Here is a 22,234-nt window from a genome sequence, read left to right as displayed (position 1 = left end):
CTTCTAAGACGCTGGCCATGAATTCACCTGCCGCCCTGGTTTCCAATGCAGCTAGCTTTCGTAGTGCGCGAGATCATGCTTTTGACCAATTTAAAAATGATCAACAGATTCATAAGCTGACTAAGCAGCTATGCAAATTGAGTGACCAACTACTCATTCAGCTCTGGAAAGAAAGCAATCTAGAGAAAGAAGCTGCGCTCGTTGCTGTTGGCGGATTTGGTAGAGGCACACTCTTCCCTTACTCTGATATTGATATCTTAATTTTGCTACCCGGCAATCAGGATCCGATTCCGGAGAATCTCTCCAGAAAAGTAGAAAAGTTTGTGGCCTCTTGCTGGGATACCGGTCTAGAGATTGGCTCTTCAGTGAGAACTGTGAGTGAGTGCGTCAGCGAAGCTGAGCGAGATATTACAGTGCGCACCTCACTATTAGAAGCACGCTTCATAGATGGGCAAAAAGGACTCTTTAAAGAGTTTACGATTGCGTTTGAGAAAGCCTTAGACCCTAAAACGTTTTTTCAAGCCAAGCTTGCAGAGCAAATCCAACGCCACCATAAATATCAAGATACCCCCTATTCCCTTGAGCCTAACTGCAAAGAGAGCCCAGGCGGCCTCAGAGACTTGCAAGTCATCTCTTGGGTCAGTAAGGCGGCTCAACTTGGAAAGACCTTCAAGGATCTCAATACCCAGGGACTCATCACCAAGCGGGAACTGACTGAACTGAATCGGAATCAAAAGTTTCTAGAAACCTTACGCGCTAATTTGCATTTGCTTGCTGGTCGCAGGCAAGATGTTTTGGCTTTTGATTTACAAAATCCCTTGGCGGATGCAATGGGATTGCATGAGGAATCTGCCCGCTTAGGTAGCGAAGCAATCATGCGCCAATATTATTGGGCAGCTAAAGCGGTCACGCAGCTGAATGATATCTTGCTGCAAAATATTGAGGCCTTACTGTTTCCACAAGAATCTAAGACGACCCACGCCATTATTGGTGAAGAGAATCAGCACTTTATTGAGCGACAAGGCCTTTTAGATATTGTGGATCCGCTCTTATATGAAAAGCACCCAGAACAGATTTTGCGCACCTTTTTGGTTTTTGCGCAGACTCCCAGCGTCAAGGGTTTATCTGCCACGATCTTCAGAGCCCTCTATAACGCCCGCCAATTAATGGACCAGAAGTGGCGTAACGACCCCCTCAATCGACAGATCTTTATTGAGATTGTTAAGCAAGCAGAAGGCGTCAGTCGCGCTTTTCAGTTAATGAATCGAACAAGTGTGCTGGGTCGCTACCTACCAGCATTTCGCAGAATCGTTGGCCAAATGCAGCATGACCTCTTTCATGTGTATACCGTTGATCAGCATATCTTGATGGTCTTACGTAATGTGCGCCGTTTTATGGTTGTAGAGCATGCTCACGAGTTTCCTTTCTGCAGCAGCCTGATTGCCCATTTTGATAAACCTTGGTTACTTGTCATCGCGGCCCTTTTCCATGACATTGCTAAAGGTCGCGGTGGTGATCACTCTCAACTTGGCAAAGCAGATATGCGCAAATTTGCTAAAGAGCATGGGCTCGATAAGACCGATACAGAGTTGCTCGTATGGTTGGTTGCTGAGCATCTCAATATGAGTCAAGTCGCGCAAAAGAAAGACATTACCGATCCAGATGTCGTCAATGCTTTCGCCCAACATGTCGGCGATGAACGTCATTTAACTGCGCTGTATTTGTTGACAGTTGCTGATGTTCGTGGCACCAGCCCAAAAGTATGGAATGCCTGGAAAGGTAAATTGCTGGAAGATCTTTACCGCGCCACCCTGCGAGTGCTCGGTGGCTCGAAGTCAGACGCATCATCGGAGTTGGCGCAACATCAAGAAGAATCTCGTGCCAAACTCCGTTTATACGGCCTGGAAGATGCCTCTTACGATCATTTCTGGAAACAACTCGATGTCCCTTTCTTTCTTAGACAAGATGCTGCAGATATTGCTTGGCTGACACGCCTACTATTCACCAAGGTAGATAGTCCAGACCCCATTGTGCGAGCCAGACTCTCTCCCATCGGCGATGGTTTACAAGTTGCGGTCTATACCAAAGACCAGGAAGACCTATTTGCTCGTATCTGCGCTTACTTTGAAAGACATGGATTCTCGATTTGGGATGCCCGCATTCATACCACTCGCAATGGATATGCGCTAGATACTTTCCAAATTTCTGGCAGTAATTTAGTCAGCGAAGGTGGTAGCTATCGGGATCTGATTCAATTAGTTGAATATGAACTTACGCTAGCGCTACAAAGCACTGAGTCCTTACCCCACCCCAGCATGGGTCGTCTGTCGAGACAATCCCGCAGCTTCCCGATTCAGCCTCGGGTCCGCGTTATGCCTGATGAGCGCGGTCAATACTTCGCACTTTCACTATCAGCAAGCGATCGGACAGGCTTGCTCTATGCCATCTCACGAGTGCTTGCTAAACACCAGGTTTCTCTTCATACCGCTCGAATTAATACCTTAGGCGAAAGAGTAGAGGACGTTTTACTGCTTGATGCTGTGAACTTGAGTAAGAATCCGAAATTACAAATTCAGTTAGAAACTGAATTATTAGAGGTGCTGGGTACCTAGTTTTAACCCAGCAATTCGAGCATGGCCTGCTCGTCAATCACTGTAATGCCCAACTCTTCTGCTTTGCTTAGCTTGCTACCAGCGTCTGTACCTGCGACAACATAATCTGTTTTTTTGGAGACCGATCCAGCGACCTTCGCGCCCGCCTTCTCCAAAAGGTCTTTAGCTTGATCGCGACTCAGGCTTGGAAAAGTTCCAGTAAGCACAAACGTTTTTCCTACTACTGCAGCGCTGATCACCTTCTTCTCAACGGAGAGTTGCATGCCTGATGCTAGAAGCTGCTCGATTACTTCTCGATTATGGGCTTCTGCCATAAAACTTGTAATGGAATCTGCTACTACAGGCCCAACATCTTTCACCGTCAGCAGATCTTCCAAACTAGCATCCATCAGAGCGTGCATCGACTGGTAGTGATTAGCAAGGTCTTTTGCAGTCGTCTCACCTACATGGCGAATGCCCAAAGCAAAGATAAATCTGGCCAAGGTCGTATGGCGTGATTGATGAATCGCTTGAATGAGATTGTCAGCGGACTTCTCACCCATCCGCTCTAAATTGGCTAGAGCAGAAAAACCTAAGCGATAAAGGTCTGCAGGAGTTCTCACTAAGTTCTGATCAACCAACTGATCAACAATCTTCTCACCGAGACCTTCAATATCGAGCGCCCTTCTATGGGCAAAATGGATGAGAGCCTGTTTACGCTGCGCTCCACAAAATAAACCCCCGCTACAACGTGCTACTGCTTCATCTGCTAAGCGCTCAATATGAGAATCACATACTGGACAACGGGTAGGCATGACGAACTGCGTGGCATCTGTAGGACGCCGCTCCTGAATGACTGAGACTACCTCTGGAATCACATCACCAGCACGACGTACGGTGACGGTATCGCCGATGCGTACGTCCTTGCGCCTAACTTCATCTTCATTGTGCAAGGTTGCATTGGTGACTGTGACACCCCCCACTACTACTGGAGCCAATCGAGCAACGGGTGTAATGGCGCCAGTGCGGCCCACCTGAACATCAATACCTAAGACGGTAGTCAAAGCCTCTTGAGCAGGAAATTTATGCGCTAGAGCAAAACGGGGAGCTCTAGATACAAAACCTAAGGTATTTTGTTCAGCAAAGGAATTGACCTTGTAAACGATGCCATCAATATCGTAGGGCAAAGTATCGCGCTTGGCTTCTATCGCATGATAGAAACTCAGCATCTCCTCTACCGAGGTCAATACTTTTCGCTCTGCACATACCGGCAAACCTAAATCTGCATAGCGATTGAGTAACTCTTCATGAGTGGCGGGAAGCCATCCTTGGGGCTCTAAGGCGCCTAGGCCATAAGCGAAGAAAGATAGTGGACGTTTTGCGGTGATCTTCGAATCCAACTGCCTTAAGCTACCGGCAGCAGCATTACGCGGATTAGCAAATTCTTTTTCACCCTGAGTGGCGGCCTGTTGATTCATTTTTTGGAAATCATCCAGATACATGAAAACTTCGCCACGGACCTCCAAAACAGCTGGAATATTTTTACCCAGTAGCCGCAGAGGAATGGCGCGGACTGTTTTGATATTCGCTGTAACATCTTCTCCGCTTGCACCATCGCCTCGAGTTGCTGCTCGGACTAAGGAGCCATTTTCATAACGCAGAGAGATCGCCAGGCCATCAAACTTTAACTCACCCGCATAGTTGACCTGTTTAACGTCCAAACCTTCTCTACAGCGGCGATCAAACGCAATTAATTCGGCATCCTCAAAGGCATTATTGAGAGAAAGCATTGGCACAACATGCTCTACTGTATCAAATTCTTTGAGGGCATCCCCACCAACCCGCTGGGACAGTGACTCTGAAGTGATCCACTCAGGATGGGCTGCCTCTATCTCCAATAATTCTCGATAGAGGCGATCGTATTCACTATCGGGTAGTAGCGGGGCATCAAGAACATAGTAGGCGTGCTCTAGACGAGCAAGCTCTTTTTGCAAAAAGGCGTAACGATCCGCAAGATTCATCGGATGATTAGACGACAAAGCGCTTCCTTAACTAAATAATCTAACAGCAGTGGATGAGCCAGCAGGGATGCCACTCTGATCCAACTTGATATAGAGAACATCTAAATGCTGACGAATACTCACTACTGCTGCTTCACTCAAATTCATACCACTATCGTCAACTAGACGACCATGCGCAGTTTGAGCGATGGCGACACCTTCGGCCAACATTCTTTCAAATGCGCGCGAGGCCTCTGGTACCAATGGAAACTCCAACAATAAAGTAAATTGCTTCACTGATTCATTGGGAACGAGCTCGGCACTTTTAAACAATAGGGCTTCAGGCCCGCCAAATTCATAGGATCGTCCGTTACGACTTAATTGAAAGCCTCTTTGACGCAAAATAATCGCCAAATCTTTCCAAGAGCAGGGCTCATCAAATGCCACATTAATGCTGAGCTGAATATCACTCTCCGCCGCCATTCGATCAAGCTCTGCGGCACTCTCTAGCATCGTGCTAACAGTTGGCATATCAATTTGGGAACCCAAGGTTTCGGCAAGTAGTTGGACGTGCGAACAGAAATCCGATAGTTCCAAGACGCCAATCGGGCCCCGCCGACTCGCTAGCTGAATCGCTAGTTGCAATTCAGAGTACATTGCCTCGCTCTGAAGAGGCTCCCAAGTTTCCATCTCATGTGCATTCGCATTTAGGCCCTCACACATCCATTGAGCCCCTGCTGGACCTGGAATATTTTGCCAGTCATCCATTTCTTTCAGAATTTCTTGGCCGCTAATGGGTTCATCAAAACGCAATGAGATGACACAGTCAATTCTCGGATCGATTGATGCCACCTCCGGGCTTGGCATGGTTGGGGCTTGAATCTGCTCTTGTTCAAGCTCAACCGGAGTAGAGTTGGGATCTGCAAATCCAGGGGCAAAACGTTTTTCTAGCGCATGCTTAGTTTTTGCTTTTTTACGGAGGTGCGCATATCGCAAATTGAGCAATGCAACCAGGATCAAAATACCTAGACCAATAACTGCTAAAGCAAACTGCAAGTCTGACAAACCCAAGCTTGTCATGATCTGCTCTAGGAACACTTAGGCCGCCTCTACCATCGACACCGCAGAAGAGATATCGACCGCAACAATGCGGGATACACCCTGCTCTTGCATCGTGACACCAATCAGTTGATGGGCAATTTCCATGGTGATCTTGTTATGTGAAATAAAGACAAACTGTGTCTTATCTGCCATTCTGGCAACCATTTCAGCATAGCGCAAGGTATTCGCATCATCTAAGGGTGCATCAACCTCATCGAGTAAGCAGAATGGGGCTGGGTTGAGTAAGAAAAGAGAGAAAACCAAAGCGATTGCAGTAAGGGCTTTTTCTCCGCCAGACAATAAATAGATCGTGCTGTTCTTTTTACCAGGCGGCTGAGCCATAACCTGAACACCAGCATCTAAGATTTCTTCGCCAGTCATGACCAACTCGGCGTGACCACCACCAAATAGCTCTGGGAACAATCTGCCAAAATGCTTATTCACCTCATCAAAGGTGCCTTGCAATAAATCACGTGTTTCAGCATCAATCTTGGCAATCGCATCAGTCAAGGTTTGCATTGCTTCATTCAAGTCTGCTGACTGCGCATCTAAGAATGATTTACGCTCGCGAGAGCTTGCTAACTCATCTAAGGCTGCCATGTTGACTGGGCCCAGCGACTGAATCTCGGTATTTAAGCGATTCACCTCGGTTTGGAGGGCTCCAACCTTGAGGTCTGGACTAAAACTGGTTTCGAGCGCAATTAAGTCCGCTTCAGCGTCTGATAATAAGGTGGCAAACTGCTCGAAGTTCAGACGAGCTGCTTGCTCTCGTAACTGCAGATCCACCACCTTGTCGCGCATTGGCTGTAGGGTGCGCTCAATCTGTAAGCGGTCTTCATCTGCTTCGCGCAGTGTATGTAACAAAGCATCCTGCTCCGTTCTTGCCGCAGCCAACAAAGCTTCTCTTTCACTACGCGTGAGCAATAGACCTTGTAATTGTTCCTGAGCAGCTTCATCACTCAAGCTCTTAAGCTCATCCTCTGCTAAAGCATTCTTATCTTGAATCTCCATGATCTGGGTACGCGCAGTACTTTGATCGCGCTGTAAGTCTGCAATCCGCTGCTGGAGAGAGCGTGTTGCAAAAGCAGCCTCTTGGGCTGACATCTCAGAAGCACGTAAAGCTTCACGGAGTTGATCACGCTGCTGACTTGCAATCTCTAATTGTTGATTCGCTTCAGATAGCTTGTGTTGCAGATCTTGCTTGGCGCTTTCAGCAGCCTGCAACTCTTGAGTCGACTGATTTTGCTCGGCCGTGAGTTGCTCAAGCTGCTTGGCCAACTCACCTAAATCATTCTGAATCTGTGCAGCTCTTTGACTGTATTGCTCTTCAGCTTGAGTCAGTTGCATTCTCTCCACTTCAAAGCCATGAGCCTCATTGACTGCATGTTCGGCATTGAGGCGAGCTTGTTCAGCTGCCTGATGTGCTGCTTGATAATTTGCAATACACTGATCCATCTCACCCTGGAGTTCGCTCTGGATCAATTTTTGAGCACGTAGTTGTTTCTCAAGACCTTCCATCTCTTGAGCGCGAGCCAACATACCAGCCTGCTCAGAATCTGCTGCATATAACTGAACACCGACGCGACTGACTAAGTGGCCTTGTTGCGTTACCAATGCCCCACCCGCTGGGAGTTTTTCACGGCGACGTAATGCGTCCTCAAGACTATCGGCGATATAAATCTTGTCTAGCCATTCTTGTAAAACAGTGGATAAACGAGGCGCCCCTGCGCTTTGCACTCGAGAAACCAAGGCAATGAAATCAGTTGGAACTGGAGATGCAGCTGGTGCAATCTCTTCAGTTAATAAGATTGCGAGGCGACTTGGTGGCGCATCATTTGCTAATGCCAGCGTCTCCTGCACACTCTTAGCAGTCACTGCTGCAAGACGTTCACGCAATACGGACTCTAAGGCGGTTTCCCAGCCTGACTCAACCTTCAGCTCTTGCCAGAGGCGTTTACTTTCTTTTAGGCCCTTGCTTTCAAGCCAAGGTCCAATTTTGCCCTGTGCCTGCACGCTGGCTTGCAAGGCTGTCAATGCAGTGAGCTTAGCCTCAGTCTGAGCGAGGTCTTGATTAGCCGTCTGAATTTGCAGTTGCGCGGCGTTACGCGCTTCATCGGCTGCAGGTACGCGTTGCTGGGTTTCTAAAGCGCGTTGCTTAGACTCTTCCACCTTACGCTGAGCCATCACTTGACGATCCAAAGCCATCTGCAGAGCTTCAGGGTCGGGCTTGCGCATCCCATCCAGCTCGGCATGCAGTCGACTTGTACGATTCTGCAATTCTGCTTGTTTTGCTAGCAATGCCTTCGTGCGCTCACCCAAACTTGCTAAGCGCTGCTCCATTGCTGCCAAACTGTCTCTGGCAACATTCAGCGCTTGCACTGCTGATTGATAAGACTCTTCGTGCCCGGGTAACTGAGTTTGCAGGCCATTTAAATCGGATACTAAAGCCTGTTCTTTTTCTGTAGCAGCAGCGAGTTCATGTTCAGCGGTACGTTGGGCTTGTGCGGCATCCGTTTCTTGTACGGTCCAACGCTGAAGTTGCGACTGCAAATCCTGAATTTGTTGTGCAAGACGTTGACGACCCTCTTGCACATATCGAATTTGTGACTCTACTTGAGCGATATCTGAATTGGTTTGGTAAAGATCGCCCTGCGCTTGAGAAACCTTATCTTGCAATACGTATTGCTCAGTGCGCATCACTTCCAGCTGGGTCTCTGCATGTCTCAACTTAGCAGTCTGCTCTTCTAGGCTGACTTGAGTATCCCGAATCGCATTAGCATGACGCTCCTGCTCTTTACCAGCTTCAGTTTGGCGCACAAACCACAACAGCTGCTGCTGTGATTTCATTTCTCCCGATAACTGGGCATGACGTTCGGCTACAGTCGCTTGCTTCTCAAGGCGGGTGAGTTGCTGATCGAGTTCGCGCAGAATATCTTCAACCCGAGTAAGGTTCTCTTTAGTGTCTTCCAGTCGGGATGCAGTTTCTTTGCGGCGCTCTTTGTATTTCGAAACTCCCGCGGCCTCCTCTAAGAAGACTCTCAACTCTTCAGGCTTGGATTCTAGAATGCGGTTGATCGTGCCTTGACCAATAATGGCGTACCCTCTTGGACCCATACCGGTTCCCAAGAAAATATCTTGAATGTCTTTACGACGCACTACTTGATTGTTGATGTAGTAACTCGAGTTGCCATCGCGCGTCAAAACACGTTTGACAGATAACTCAGTAAATGCCCCCCACTGACCTTGTGCGCGTCCATCTGAATTATCAAAAATCAGCTCCACGCTGGCACGACCGGCAGGCTTGCGTAAACCTGAGCCATTAAAAATAACGTCCTGCATCGATTCGCCACGCAGTTCACTCGCACGAGACTCACCTAAAACCCAACGAACCGCATCAATAATGTTGGACTTTCCGCAACCATTTGGGCCAACCACCCCAATTAACTGTCCCGGCATTTCAAAATGGGTTGGGTCTACGAATGACTTAAAGCCAGAAAGTTTGATGGATTTCAGATGCACGGCGTACTTTACGGGATAAAAAGGGGTTTAAATAAGGGGTCAAAATTTACAGCTAAAGTGGGATGATGATAGCAAGCTTGGTGGTGTTTACACCCGTTTTTAACCCATCGATATAATGATAAATCGACATTCAGGGCAAAATCCCTTAACAATCCTATAGTTAACTAAAAAGCATGAGCCAATCCATCCAAAACACCATCGAACAAGCCTGGGAAAACCGCGCCACTCTCTCTCCTCAGGCCGTTTCTGCGGATATCCGCCAGGCCGTGAATGCCGTGCTTGAAGGCCTTAATTCAGGGACCATTCGGGTTGCTGAACGTCAAAGCGTAGGTCAGTGGGAGGTGAATCAGTGGGTAAAGAAGGCTGTCCTATTGTCATTTCGCCTCGAAGACAATAAGCCGATGGCTGCTGGCGGCTATACCCAGTTCTATGACAAGGTTCCTAGTAAGTTCGAGAACTACACTGAAGCAGACTTTGCTGCAGGCGGCTTCCGAGTAGTTCCCCCTGCAATGGCTCGCCGCGGCTCCTTTATTGGCAAGAACGCCGTTTTAATGCCCTCTTACGTGAATATTGGGGCCTATGTTGGTGAAGGCACCATGGTCGATACCTGGGCAACCGTGGGCTCATGCGCGCAAATTGGTAAGAATGTCCACCTCTCTGGCGGCGTTGGTATTGGCGGCGTTTTAGAGCCGATTCAAGCTGGGCCCGTCATCATTGAAGACAACTGCTTTATCGGTGCTCGCTCCGAGGTAGTCGAGGGTGTTGTGATTGAAGAGAATAGTGTTTTATCGATGGGTGTCTACATTGGTCAAAGCACCAAAATTTATGATCGTGAAACGGGTGAAGTGCATTACGGTCGAGTGCCAGCCGGTTCAGTTGTGGTGCCGGGCTCTATTCCAGCAAGCAATAGCAAGTACAGCCTCTATGCAGCAATCATTGTCAAAAAAGTAGATGCGCAAACCCGCGCCAAAACTGCCATTAACGAATTGCTCCGCGACTAAATTACGATGAGCGCAGCCCTTGACCTCACCGAAGCACTGATCGCCTGCAAATCAGTCACCCCAGCCGATGGTGGCTGCCAAGAGCTCATTGCCCAGCGTCTGCAAGCGCTTGGTTTTCATACTGAGAGCATTGTGAGCGGACCAGATGACTTCAGGGTCACCAATTTGTGGGCCATCAAAAAAGGACAGCTAGGCGATCAAGGCAAAGTTTTTGTCTTTGCTGGGCATACCGATGTAGTCCCTACTGGCCCTCTCGAAAAATGGACTAACGACCCTTTCACCCCCACGATCCGTGATGGTTATTTATTCGGCCGCGGAGCTGCTGATATGAAAACCTCGCTTGCTAGCTTTGTGGTTGCTACCGAAGAATTCATTACCGCTCATCCCCACCACTCAGGCTCAATTGCTTTTTTAATTACTAGCGATGAAGAAGGCCCCGGCCATGATGGCACAGTGATTTTGTGCGAGCGCCTCAAACGAGATAAACAAAATTTGGACTACTGCATCGTAGGTGAACCCACTTCTGTTGATCAACTCGGTGACATGATTAAGAATGGTCGCCGCGGATCTCTCTCCGGCAAGCTGACCGTCAAAGGTGTCCAGGCTCACATTGCTTATCCTCATTTAGGTAAAAATCCGATCCACTTAGCGGCAGGTGCAATTCAAAAGTTAAGCGAGGCAGAGTGGGACAAGGGGAATACCTCCTTCCAACCCACCAGTTTTCAGATCTCCAATATTCATGCTGGAACTGGCGCAAATAACGTCATTCCAGGCGAGTTGAAAATTGATTTCAATTTCCGCTTCTCTACTGAAAGCACTCCTGAACAATTGCAGACAAAAGTAGAGCAGATTCTTCAATCGGAGAATCTGGACTATGAGCTTGACTGGCACCTCGGTGCAAGCCCATTTCTGACTGGCGATGGTGCTTTAGCCAATGCCTTGCGTTCGTCCATTCAAAAAGAAGTGCACTTAGAAACAGAACTGTCGACTACCGGCGGCACCAGCGATGCTCGCTTCATCTCGAAAATCTGTAAAGAAGTAGTTGAATTCGGCCCTATCAATGCCACGAGCCATAAGATCGATGAGTGCGTCAATGTGGATGATGTTGAGCCGCTCAAAAATATTTACCGCCTCACGCTTGAGCAATTAGTTGCTTAAGCCATTCCTTCTTCAATAAACGCCCGATCATGGACCCTGAGCCTCAACCCCAACTGACAGTAGATCAAAGTATTGAGCAAGTCGCTCAGTTACTAGAAAAAGCAAAGCTCCATTACGGACATGGGGCAAGCGATGCTCAAAGCGAGGCGCTTTGGATTGTTAGCAAGCAACTAGACCTCAGCCCCACCGACGCTCTAGATCAACTAGCGCAAGTGATTACCCCAGAGAGCCATTCAAAAGCACTTGAGCTCGCACAACTCCGAATTGATTCACAAAAACCACTCGCCTATCTCTTGGGGGAAGCTTGGTTAATGGGTATTCCTTTTTATAGTAATGAACAGAGCATTGTGCCGCGCTCTTGGATTGCCGAATTAATAGTCAGTGGAGATCTAGAGCCCTGGTTACCCGCCGATGGCCGCGCTCTTGATCTTTGTACTGGCAACGGCTCACTGGCGATTTTACTGGCCTTGGCATGCCCCGACATTCAGGTAAGCGCTTGCGATATCAGTCTTCCAGCATTGGCTTTGGCTTCACGCAACTTGGATCGTCATGGTCTAAGCGAGCAGATTGATTTGCTGAATGGCGACCTGTGGGAAGCTTTACCCGAGCCAAATGAAGAGGATCGTTTTGATCTCATCATTTGCAACCCACCCTATGTCAATGCGGAGTCAATGAGTAAGCTCCCAGCAGAATACTTAGCCGAACCTGCTCTTGCGCTAGCGGGTGGTGAAGACGGTATGGATTTAATTAGAAAGATTATTGCGGGCGCTCCAGATTATCTGAGTGATCGTGGCGCACTTCTACTTGAAATTGGCAATGAATATGAAAACTTTAAGAATGCCTTTCCGCAAATCCCAGTAATTTGGATGGAGGTTTCAGCAGGCGATCAGCAGGTCTTACTCATTCAGGCAGAAGATCTACTAGCTTAACTAAGCTCATTCGCCGCAGCAATTGCCTGATCGATTCTCTCGACGGGAATCACTTTCAGTCCAGCAATTTTATTCTTTGGCATATTGGCTTTCGGAATGATCGCCAACTTGAAGCCCAATTTAGCAGCTTCCTTGAGTCGCTCCTGACCTCGTGGGCATGGGCGAATCTCTCCTGCTAAGCCTACTTCTCCAAAGACAATCAACTCTTTTGGCAGTGCGCGATTACGAATGGATGATTGAATTGCCAGTAACACTGCCAAGTCAGCGGCAGGCTCAGTAATTTTAACTCCCCCTACTGCATTTAGAAATACATCTTGATCAAAACAAGCAACCCCAGCATGGCGATGTAAAACTGCCAGCAACATTGCCAAACGATGCTGCTCTAGACCCACCGCCAATCTTCGCGGATTGGGAATATGAGCAGTATCGACGAGCGCCTGAATCTCCACCAAGAGCGGTCTTGTGCCTTCTTGAGTCACTAAGACACAGGCGCCGGGCACCATCTGCTCGTGCTGTGACAAGAAAATTGCCGACGGATTAGATACACCACGCAAGCCTTTTTCAGTCATCGCAAAAACCCCGAGCTCATTAACAGCGCCAAAGCGATTCTTAATGGAGCGCACTAATCTAAATGAAGAATGCGTATCACCCTCGAAATATAGAACTGTGTCGACAATGTGCTCCAAGACGCGAGGTCCAGCAAGATGTCCATCTTTCGTAACGTGCCCCACCATCAAAACACAGATTCCACTAGACTTAGCAGCTCGAGTGAGTTGCGCAGCACACTCACGAACCTGAGCAACCGAACCTGGCGCAGAACTAAAGGCCTCTGAATACAGGGTTTGAATGGAATCTACTACCAGCACTTGAGGCTTTACTGTTTCCATAATCGATAACAGTTTCTCCAACTGAATCTCAGCCAGCACTTCCAGTGCAGGAGCATCTAAAGCAATCCGTTTAGCCCGCAATGCAATTTGCGCAGCAGACTCTTCTCCACTGCTATACAGCACATGCATGCCGGCCGAACTCATCTCGGCCAAAGCTTGGAGTAACAGAGTTGACTTACCAATACCAGGGTCACCACCCAACAAAACAACACCACCTGGAACTAAGCCGCCGCCCAGAACTCGATCAAACTCCTCAACCCCCGTGCTAAAGCGAGGCAAATCTTCCGCAGTAATCGCCGCCAATTTTTGTCTGGGTAAAGATTGGGCTAAGCCCTGAAAACGGGATGGCGTACTGGACTCAGGGAAACCCTCCTCCATCGTGTTCCAAGCCTGACAAGCAGGGCACTGCCCTTGCCACTTGGCAGAAGTGCCACCACAAGACTGACAGATATATATCGTTTTAGCTTTAGCCAAGGAATAACCTAATAAAAAGGGTGATAAGACTTACAGCTTAATCGAGCTGAGTACCGGCTTTGTTTTCTTGAGAACGTTTAGGGGCATCTTTACGACGCTGCTCTAAATCTGCCGCCCTCGTTGCAGCGTCTTTTTGCTTTTGCTCATACTTCTGCTTGTTTTCAGCTCGTTCAGCAGCTTTTTCTGGGGAAGCTCTATCAGCGATTTTTTGAGCATCTCGTTGATCCTTTACGCTCTCGCGGATCTTTCTTTGCTCAGCATGTAGGGCAACTTGTTGAGTGCCGATAGGATCAATTGCCTTACGATAATCAGAGCGGGCACTACTGAGACAGTAGCTAACCCAGTAATGCTTATAGCATTCGTTTTGCGCTTTTTCCCAGCGATACTTGGCCCAATCACGCTGCAGCTCAAGCTGCTGATCGATTTTATCGAGAGAGTCGAGCTGAGCCTCCTCCTCGGGCGTTGCGAATGCCAGAGTACTAAGGCAGCAAGAAGCAAAGAGTAGAAATACCCTTAAGCGCAGGCCAGTCAGTTTCGTCAAATCTCAACCTTTGAACCCAACTCAACCAAACGGTTTGCTGGAATTCTGAAGAAGTCTGATTGTCTGCCAGCATTCTGGTACATCCAGGCAAAGAGTATTTCGCGCCAAATTGCCATACCTGGTAGCTCGGTTGGAACAATCGTATCTCTCGATAAGAAATAAGAGGTATTCATCTTATCAATCTTCATGCCGAAATGACTTTCAAGCAAGTCGAGAATTTGATTTGCGTCAGGCGTCTCCTTAAATCCGTAAATAGCTCGTACCAAATAAATATTAGGGCCAAGCTCTTTTACAGTGAGTCTCTTTTCATCAGCAACATAGGGCACATCCCAAATGCTGATCTTGAGGAAAAACACCCGATCATGAAGCACATGGTTATGTTTGAGATTATGTAAAAAGGAAACCGGCAAGTAATCAACGTGGGCAGTTAAGAATACTGCGGTACCTTCAACACGATGAGGAGGATTTTTTAGCAGGCTAGTAATAAAGGTATCAAGACGAATACCGTCATCCAAGAGACGTTTACGAACAATTTGACGACCTTGATACCAAGTCATCATCAGTAAAAAGCAGATTGAACCAATCACCAAGGGGAACCAACCACCCTCAAGCACCTTACCTAGATTGGCTGCGAAGAAGCCGAAATCGACAATCAGAAATATACCGATGACCAGCGCAATGAAAATAGGATTCCATTTCCAAACTGACTTCATCACGACTGCCACCAAAACAGTCGTCATCAACATAGTAGTGGAAACAGCAATTCCGTAAGCAGCGGCAAGATTGTCGGATTTTTTGAATGCCAACACAATGGCGATCACTACAAAGCAAAGCATCCAGTTAATGAATGGGACATAAATCTGGCCTTTTTCTTTGGCAGAAGTAAATAAAATCTTCATTCTGGGCAAAAAGCCCAACAGAATTGCCTCACTCGTCATTGAGTAAGCTCCGGAAATACAGGCTTGAGATGCGATTACCGTAGCAATGGTGGCTAATATCACCAATGCAAAGGTATAGGCTTCAGGCACCATCAAGAAGAAAGGGTTTGAAATTGTCTCAGGATGGGTCAATAGCATGGCGCCCTGTCCCAGGTAGTTCAACAATAAACATGGCATCACCAACAAAAACCAAGCCAGCTTAATGGGGCGAATGCCAAAGTGACCCATATCCGCATAGAGCGCCTCTGCTCCAGTCAACACCAAAAAGATGGAGCCAGTAACGGCAAATGCAATCGTGGCATCTTTGGACATGAAGGTAATGGCGTATATGGGGTTTAATGCCTCCAGAATTTGTGGGGCATCTTGAATTTGATAAAGCCCCATTAGAGCAATGATCGAAAACCAAACCAACATGATTGGTCCAAATAAGGCGCCAACTACAGATGTGCCCTTCTTTTCAATCATGAATAAGCAAAACAAAATAGCAATCGTGATTGGAATCACATAAGGGGTAAAGTCGCTAGATACGACCACAGTACCCTCAATTGCCGAAAGAACAGAAATTGCAGGTGTAATGACAGCATCACCATAAAAAAGACAGGCCCCTAGCACCCCAATCAGAATTAAAAGAAAGCCTTTCTTGGTATCCGTTCTAGCGGTTCGAAGCGATAGAGCCATCAATGACAGAATGCCGCCCTCTCCATGGTTATTAGCGCGCATCACAAACCACACGTACTTTAAAGAGACCACAACGATGAAGGCCCAAAAGACCATCGAGATAACACCGAAGATAGATTCTTGGGTCATTGGAATCCCAGTTGTGGGGTCAAAACAGGCTTTTAGGGCATAAAGAGGGCTGGTGCCAATATCTCCGAAAACAACTCCTATTGCACCCAGGGCTAAGGTAGCCAGTCCACTCTTTTTATTTACTTCGGCATATTCAATCGCTACTGGATTAAGTAGATCAGATTCTGAAAATTCAGGTTTACTAACTGACATAGGTCTTTCCAAAGGAGTTGATGATCATCATGCTGCGTGGCGATATATTACTCCCGAAATAAGGCGTTTTAGCTAGTCAAAAACGCAATCTTTTGGGTTAGCTCTAGACTAAGTAAAGCGGGAGTGCTGGACAGAGTGTGGGGAAAAATGGTAGAATCTAAGGCTCAGACGCGGGGTGGAGCAGTCTGGCAGCTCGTCGGGCTCATAACCCGAAGGTCGTAGGTTCAAATCCTGCCCCCGCAACCAAATAAGCTATATAGAACAGAGGGATACGAAAGTATCCCTTTTCTATTTACACGCACAGAGCCTTCTGGCCTCGATCTCTAACTCGGTATCATCTAAGATATTATTATAAAAAAGATAATCAATATCCGCTTTACTCAATCAGGTTGGGGCTGAAATGAAAAAATATTTACTGTTATCCGTCTTTTACCTGCTTGCCTGCTCAAAGAGCTCGCAAACCACCTTTTCGCTTAACTGCGAAGGCACCTATACGGAAATATCGGACTCTGGATCTGTCATCCACACAACTAAACAGAAACGACACTTCGAGATTGATGCCAATCAAATGTCTGAGAGGAGTTGTATCAAGGATGGTTTGGTGCTCAATTGCTATAGAGAAATTGAGCACCCCAATTTGCAAAGAACGAAAGAGCAATTTCTCTACAACACAAGCGATTATTCTTTAAGCGATGGGGTTACCCGAATTGGAGTTGATGCCGTAACTGGAAAACCCATTTTCATTAAGACAGAATTGTTCAGAACGACCTGCCCAATGACAGTGAAAAGATCTCAGAATGCGTCTTAATTTTTTGATTGTCAGTTTATTTTCTGTGCCAAATTCTTTTCTCTCTGTGACGCCAATCAATCTTTGAAAAACCATGGGATTTGAAGTCCCAAATCTGAGCGCCCGTCTTTGGCGTTTGATAAAACGGAACATTCAAGTCCTGATAGCGCTGGGTAACTGCTGGATGTGGATGCCCATAGCGGTTTAGATGTCCATTTTGAGCAAACGCTTGACTTGGATTGAGCGCCTCAAGCAAACCAACTGAAGAGGATGTTTTGCTCCCATGGTGAGGCGCCATGAAAATCACCTCCTTATAATTATTTTTCGAGTATTCCTCATTGACTAGTCTGCTGACAATTTCCGCCTCGCCATATTTCTCAACATCCCCAGTCATCCAAAAAGAATAGCGATCATTGCTGATCTCCAAAACACAACTCATCTCATTGGGTTTCATCGGATACTCAAGATCAAAGTTGGTGTACTCATCTGGATGCCATACCTTAAATGTCACTATATCCCACTCCCATTGCTGACCATAACGACATGGCAAGGCTGGAATAGATCTTCTATTTAGATTGCTTAATAAGGGATTGTTTTCCGGCAATGATCCCATCATCGAACGAAACCGTATCTCCTTCAATAAGGATGCAGCTCCGCCAATATGATCACTATCGCTATGACTAATTACCAAGCGATCAATCTCATGAATGCCACTTCCTAGCAAAAAAGGAATAATGACCCGCCTACCTGCATCATCCTTCGCTCCGTGAGTTGGGCCGGTGTCATAGAGCAGAGTCTTTGTCGCTGTCTGAACCACAACTGCTGTGCCTTGCCCAATGTCTAAGACGGTTGCCTTAAACTCCCCGAGCTTGAGATGGGGTAATGGTGGGATAAATAAAACACTTGATAGACAAACTCCGCATACTCGTGACTTCCAGCTATCCAGTAAATATCCAGGTCGAATCGCCATAATCACGCCTAGGCCGGCAATACTTAAAGCCCAGATAGCGGGCTCGTGAGAGTGGTGCACTGCCCACGGCCAACCAGCAAATTCCGTTAAGGCGATACCTAAATACTCCATTGATAAGTGCGCTAGTTTTAAAAACCATTCCCCCAGCCACTCAGGCAATAGAGCGCCAGCGATAGCCAAAGGAGTGACAACATAACTCACTACCGGAATTGCCAAGGTATTTGCGATAGGGGACACAATCGAGGTTTGATAGAACCAATAATAGGTAAGCGGAAGTAAGGCAATGGTTACCACTGCTTGCACTCGAGAGGCTTCTGATAAGGCCATCCTGATTCGATCTTGCCAGATAGTCTCAAGTTCTTTTCCAGTGGGAATACCCAATAAGCCCTTTGAGTCTTTCATGGAATAGAGAATGGCAGCTACAGCACCGAAGGAGAGCCAAAAGCCAGGTGTATAGGGTGCCATTGGATCAATCAGCAAGGCAAAAAAGAGGGCCCACCACCAAATATCAAACGATCGTGGATTGCGGCCATTCCATAAAGCAAAGGCTACTACCCCAACCATATACATCGTTCTTTGTGCTGGTATCTGGAAGCCCGCCAACCAGGTATAGATAAAAGCAGTGAGAAAGCCGATGATTGCTGCGACTTTAGCAACTGGGATATAAAGCGGTAATGATCTCCTGCGCCATACCTTAGCTGCGATCACTGCCCCCACCCCAGCTAACATAGTGACATGCAAGCCCGAGATTGAAATTAAATGTCCAATCCCGGTTGCATTGAAGATCCGCCAATCATCTTGTTCGATCGCATTCTGATCACCTAGCACCAGAGCCACTAGCACTCCTTGGTAGCGGGCGTCCTTGGGGAGTAAACGCTGAATTTTCTCACGCAACTGCCACCGCTTTCGCTCCATACCCAAACGAAAATCGAACCAGCCAATCGCATTAGTCTCCAGCAACTCACCTGACCGAACCGATCCAGTAGCACCGTAATCCTGTTGAAATGCCCAACGTTCAAAGTCAAATGTATGGGGATTGAGCAAACCATAGGGCTGCTTTAACTTCACCTTGAAGTTCCAACGCTGCCCCGGAATGATTTCAGGAATGGTATTCGTATTTTTCCAAGTAGGATTCCAGCTAAGATAAATCCGCGGAGTAAATACTTCTGTGTTTTCTCGCGAAGTACTTTTCTCTACTTCAAACGCAAATCTGCTTCCCTGCGAATTCCCTTGGGGCAAGGCATCTACCCGGCCGATCAGCTCGAACTCTGCACCATCCAATGAGTTAGGCAAAACATGGTCCAACCGTTGATCAGCATAGTGGGCATTCCAACAGAACCCAACCGTGAAAGTCATAATCATGACTAATACACTTTTGATTTGAGGATGGCCGATATAAAAGATTGCTGGCAACAATAGGGTTATCAGGACCAATGTGACCGCGAAATAGTTTGCCGGCACTGCAGGCAAAAATAGAAGGAGAGATCCCCCGGCGATAAACGCCGAAATAGCTAAACGCAAGGATCTTTAGAAGGAAAGGAATGAGGACCAGCGTGGCAAAGCTTGTGATGCATTTTGCCTCATAGCCAGTGCAAACTGATCGTGGCTAATGCCTCTAATATCTGCTAACTCTGACGCAATTCTGGGCAAATAGCTTGGTGAATTACATTCTGCACCCACATCTCTTAGCCATGCTGGAGGAATATCAGGAGCGTCAGTTTCAGTGACGATGCTATTGAGTGGTAACTCCTTTAATAAGCGACGGATTTGTAGTGCTCGCGTGTAAGTAGCGGCGCCACCGAATCCAAGCTTAAAGTTCATTCCAATAAATTGTTCAGCTTGCTGAAAACTACCATTGAAGGCATGCGCAACTCCTCCTGACAGAGTTCTTTGGCGCAACGCTTTGAGTATTGCATCTTGAGAACGTCGGACATGAAGAACAACGGGCAATTGAAACTGCTGCGCTAAATCCAACTGTCCTTGAAAGAAAAAATCTTGCCTATCTGGGTCTAAGCCTTCTACAAAATAATCCAGGCCAATTTCACCAATCCCAACAAAGCGGGGATCCTTAAGATTAGTCTCAATTTTGTCTTTCAGCACGAGAAGATCGCTCTCCTTTGCCTTCTGAATATATAAAGGATGAATACCTAGGGTGTAGACCAAACCCGGAATCTGTTTGGCATAGTCATGGGCTAAGGCTTTAACGTGATCAAAGTCACTTGACTGAACTGCGGGAATCAAAATCGCCTTGACGCCTTTTTGAGCAGCCTCCTCCAGGATCGTTGGAAGATTGGGAAGAAATTCAGGGGCGTCTAGATGGCAGTGGGTATCAACCCATGAAGGGCTTACGCTCATCCAGCAAAGGTCCTTAACACTCCGCGCTCCAGTTGCATAATGCGATCACAACGTTGGGCACGAATAGGATCATGCGTCACAATCACAAATGCGGTTCCTTGCTCGCGAGCAATACTTAACATCAAGTCAAAAACACTATCAGCGGTTTCAGTATCGAGATTGCCTGTCGGCTCATCAGCCAATACGCAGGCGGGGTTACCAACTAAGGCTCTCGCAACCGCAACCCGTTGGCGCTCTCCCCCAGATAATTCGCCAGGGGTATGCTTTTCTCGAGCCGATAAACCTACCTGCTTCAGAATGGTGCTCGCACGAGCTAAAGACTCATCGCCACCTAGGCCTCTGATGCGGAGCGGCAGAGCTACATTCTCTAGAGCAGTAAATTCATCCAAGAGATGATGAAACTGATATACAAAGCCTAGACTGCGATTGCGGAGCTGATCGAGTTTTTTGGTCGACAGTTGATTGAGGTTTTCTCCAGCCAAAGTGACTGTGCCACTAGTTGGCTTATCCAAACCACCCAATAGATGTAAGAGTGTACTTTTTCCAGACCCAGAAGATCCCACAATGGCTAGCTTCTCTGAGGGAGAAACTTGTAAATCGATTGCCTTGAGCACCTCAACCGCAGAATCGCCTTGACCGTAGGTTTTGGCTAAGCCGTTAGCACTAAGAACTACAGAGTTCGTATTACTCATAACGCAGCGCCTCCGCAGGCTGGACCTTCGAGGCTCGACGGCTTGGATATAAGGTAGCTAATACTGATAAACCAAAAGCCATCAATCCCACCGTCAGAACATCTGCAAGATGAACATCCGATGGCAGCTCACTAATGAAATACACATCGCGGGGTAAGAAGCGCACCCTAAAGATCGCCTCAATTGCTGGAACGATGACATCAATGTTGAGCGCAATTAATAATCCAAAGGCAACCCCAGCCAAAGAACCCAATAAGCCAATGGCCAGACCTTGAACTAAAAAGATGCGCTGAATCATTCCAGGACTGGCGCCCATGGTTCGCAAAATGGCAATGTCTGCTTGCTTTTCATTCACAGTCATGACTAAGGTGGAGACTAAGTTGAATGCAGCCACTGCAATGATCAAAGTCAAAATGATGAACATCATTTTTTTCTCGGTTTGAACTGCTGCAAACCAATTACGATTGGTGCGGGACCAGTCAGAAATCCAAACCGAATCAGGCAATACTGCAGCTATTTGATTGGCAATCTCGGGTGCTCGCTGCATATTGTCAACCTTGACCCGTAAACCCGTGGGATCGCGCATCCTCAGCAAAGCCGCAGCATCTTGCCAATGCAGAATGACTAATGAGCTATCGAATTCGTAATGGCCACTATCCACAATACCCACGACTTGCAAGGTGCGCATTCTCGGTAAGGCGCCTGCTGGTGTGAGATCAGCCTCTGGAACAATCAAGTTCACTCGATCGCCCACATTGGCACCAATAATGGCTGCCAGTTGTGAGCCTAAGGCAACTCCAAAACTCCCCGGCTTGAGATCATCAACACTTCCAGAAATAAATTGCTTCGGTAAATCCGATACCTTGATCTCTTCGCTGGGTGAGACACCCCGTATCGATACGCCACGCATTGCCCCACCGCGACTTAACAAACCCTGAGAGCCCACCATCGGAGCAACCCCAAGAACATGAGGCTGAGCGGCAACAGTCAGTGCTAAGGGCTGCCAGTTCACCAGGCCATCAGGCGCACTAATTTCAATATGGGAAAGAACGGATAGCATCCGATCCCGCACCTCTTTTTGGAAGCCATTCATGACCGAGAGCACCACAATCAGGGATGCTACTCCCAAGGCGATCCCAATCGTGGAGATTCCCGAGATAAAGGAAAGGAAGCCGTCGCGCTTACCAATCGCCTTGCGGCGCTTAGAGCGGGTGTAGCGCAAGCCAATTTCGAGCTCAAGGGGAAATTTCAACATCCCAACAGTTTAGTGAATTACCAAGCCAAACCGATGG

At 47.4% G+C, this 22,234-nt stretch carries 14 protein-coding genes and 1 tRNA gene; 5 read left to right on the top strand and 10 right to left on the bottom strand.

The features are described from left to right. The first annotated feature begins 17 nt into the window (after positions 1-17). Positions 18-2,612 carry a [protein-PII] uridylyltransferase gene (locus AOC06_RS02970; RefSeq protein WP_215381114.1) on the top strand — a complete coding sequence of 865 codons (2,595 nt, stop codon included), beginning with the start codon at positions 18-20 and terminating at the stop codon, positions 2,610-2,612. Positions 2,613-2,614: 2 nt separating this feature from the next. Here the strand turns inward: AOC06_RS02970 and ligA are convergent, their stop codons facing one another. The 3 genes from ligA to smc are packed head-to-tail and all read right to left on the bottom strand — an operon-like array spanning position 2,615 to position 9,211. Beyond that, entirely contained in the window at positions 2,615-4,612 is a 1,998-nt protein-coding gene (ligA, locus tag AOC06_RS02965; protein WP_215381112.1) for an NAD-dependent DNA ligase LigA, read from the bottom strand. A gap of 27 nt (positions 4,613-4,639) precedes the next feature. Continuing rightward, positions 4,640-5,689, bottom strand: coding sequence for a cell division protein ZipA C-terminal FtsZ-binding domain-containing protein (locus tag AOC06_RS02960; protein ID WP_255880014.1), 1,050 nt, complete (start codon positions 5,687-5,689; stop codon positions 4,640-4,642). Next, the gene (gene smc / locus AOC06_RS02955) at positions 5,690-9,211 is read right to left on the bottom strand and encodes a chromosome segregation protein SMC (protein ID WP_215381110.1); all 3,522 of its coding nucleotides are present in this window, start codon (positions 9,209-9,211) and stop codon (positions 5,690-5,692) included. Between the two features lie 173 nt (positions 9,212-9,384). Between smc and dapD the strand changes: the two genes are divergently transcribed. The 3 genes from dapD to prmB are packed head-to-tail and all read left to right on the top strand — an operon-like array spanning position 9,385 to position 12,299. Continuing rightward, positions 9,385-10,212, top strand: coding sequence for a 2,3,4,5-tetrahydropyridine-2,6-dicarboxylate N-succinyltransferase (dapD, locus tag AOC06_RS02950; RefSeq protein WP_215381107.1), 828 nt, complete (start codon positions 9,385-9,387; stop codon positions 10,210-10,212). A gap of 6 nt (positions 10,213-10,218) precedes the next feature. Then, positions 10,219-11,370: a succinyl-diaminopimelate desuccinylase gene (gene dapE / locus AOC06_RS02945; protein ID WP_215381104.1), complete on the top strand. Its 1,152-nt coding sequence runs from the start codon at positions 10,219-10,221 to the stop codon at positions 11,368-11,370. 29 nt (positions 11,371-11,399) lie between these two features. Next, on the top strand, positions 11,400-12,299 hold the full coding sequence (gene prmB, locus AOC06_RS02940) for a 50S ribosomal protein L3 N(5)-glutamine methyltransferase (RefSeq protein ID WP_215381102.1): 900 nt from the start codon (positions 11,400-11,402) through the stop codon (positions 12,297-12,299). Here the strand turns inward: prmB and radA are convergent. Genes radA through AOC06_RS02925 form a run of 3 tightly spaced genes read right to left on the bottom strand, consistent with a single transcriptional unit; the run spans position 12,296 to position 16,138 of the window. Continuing rightward, the gene (gene radA / locus AOC06_RS02935) at positions 12,296-13,660 is read right to left on the bottom strand and encodes a DNA repair protein RadA (RefSeq protein ID WP_215381100.1); all 1,365 of its coding nucleotides are present in this window, start codon (positions 13,658-13,660) and stop codon (positions 12,296-12,298) included. The two genes, prmB and radA, sit on opposite strands and share 4 nt — an antisense overlap. A gap of 37 nt (positions 13,661-13,697) precedes the next feature. Continuing rightward, the gene (locus AOC06_RS02930) at positions 13,698-14,201 is read right to left on the bottom strand and encodes a hypothetical protein (RefSeq protein WP_215381098.1); all 504 of its coding nucleotides are present in this window, start codon (positions 14,199-14,201) and stop codon (positions 13,698-13,700) included. Then, positions 14,198-16,138, bottom strand: a complete 1,941-nt coding sequence (locus AOC06_RS02925) for a potassium transporter Kup (RefSeq protein WP_215381096.1) — start codon at positions 16,136-16,138, stop codon at positions 14,198-14,200. Before AOC06_RS02925 ends, AOC06_RS02930 begins: the two co-directional genes overlap by 4 nt. Positions 16,139-16,307: 169 nt before the next feature. Here AOC06_RS02925 and AOC06_RS02920 point away from each other — a divergent pair. Next, positions 16,308-16,384: transfer RNA gene (locus AOC06_RS02920), tRNA-Met, on the top strand. Between the two features lie 578 nt (positions 16,385-16,962). Here the strand turns inward: AOC06_RS02920 and AOC06_RS02915 are convergent. From AOC06_RS02915 to AOC06_RS02900, 4 genes are all read right to left on the bottom strand, one after another. Next, positions 16,963-19,356, bottom strand: coding sequence for a DNA internalization-related competence protein ComEC/Rec2 (locus tag AOC06_RS02915; RefSeq protein ID WP_215381093.1), 2,394 nt, complete (start codon positions 19,354-19,356; stop codon positions 16,963-16,965). Positions 19,357-19,422: 66 nt separating this feature from the next. Continuing rightward, positions 19,423-20,250 (bottom strand): TatD family hydrolase, encoded by an 828-nt coding sequence (locus AOC06_RS02910; protein WP_215381091.1) that lies wholly within the window; start codon positions 20,248-20,250, stop codon positions 19,423-19,425. Further along, positions 20,247-20,942, bottom strand: a complete 696-nt coding sequence (locus AOC06_RS02905) for an ABC transporter ATP-binding protein (RefSeq protein ID WP_215381088.1) — start codon at positions 20,940-20,942, stop codon at positions 20,247-20,249. Before AOC06_RS02905 ends, AOC06_RS02910 begins: the two co-directional genes overlap by 4 nt. Next, positions 20,935-22,194 carry a lipoprotein-releasing ABC transporter permease subunit gene (locus tag AOC06_RS02900; protein WP_215381734.1) on the bottom strand — a complete coding sequence of 420 codons (1,260 nt, stop codon included), beginning with the start codon at positions 22,192-22,194 and terminating at the stop codon, positions 20,935-20,937. The genes AOC06_RS02905 and AOC06_RS02900 overlap by 8 nt, the downstream gene beginning before the upstream one ends. Positions 22,195-22,234: the final 40 nt, after the last annotated feature.

Source organism: Polynucleobacter paludilacus (genome assembly GCF_018687595.1).
Lineage (GTDB): Bacteria > Pseudomonadota > Gammaproteobacteria > Burkholderiales > Burkholderiaceae > Polynucleobacter > Polynucleobacter paludilacus.
This window is presented reverse-complemented; position numbering and strand designations above follow the sequence as displayed.

Bases quoted from the DNA above. Each gene is read 5' to 3' on its own strand.
- dapD (WP_215381107.1), top strand. From the start codon at position 9,385: ATGAGCCAATCCATCCAAAACACCATCGAACAAGCCTGGGAAAACCGC.
- dapE (WP_215381104.1), top strand. From the start codon at position 10,219: ATGAGCGCAGCCCTTGACCTCACCGAAGCACTGATCGCCTGCAAATCA.
- AOC06_RS02970 (WP_215381114.1), top strand. From the start codon at position 18: ATGAATTCACCTGCCGCCCTGGTTTCCAATGCAGCTAGCTTTCGTAGT.
- ligA (WP_215381112.1), bottom strand. From the start codon at position 4,612: ATGAATCTTGCGGATCGTTACGCCTTTTTGCAAAAAGAGCTTGCTCGT.
- AOC06_RS02925 (WP_215381096.1), bottom strand. From the start codon at position 16,138: ATGTCAGTTAGTAAACCTGAATTTTCAGAATCTGATCTACTTAATCCA.
- AOC06_RS02910 (WP_215381091.1), bottom strand. From the start codon at position 20,250: ATGAGCGTAAGCCCTTCATGGGTTGATACCCACTGCCATCTAGACGCC.
- prmB (WP_215381102.1), top strand. From the start codon at position 11,400: ATGGACCCTGAGCCTCAACCCCAACTGACAGTAGATCAAAGTATTGAG.
- AOC06_RS02905 (WP_215381088.1), bottom strand. From the start codon at position 20,942: ATGAGTAATACGAACTCTGTAGTTCTTAGTGCTAACGGCTTAGCCAAA.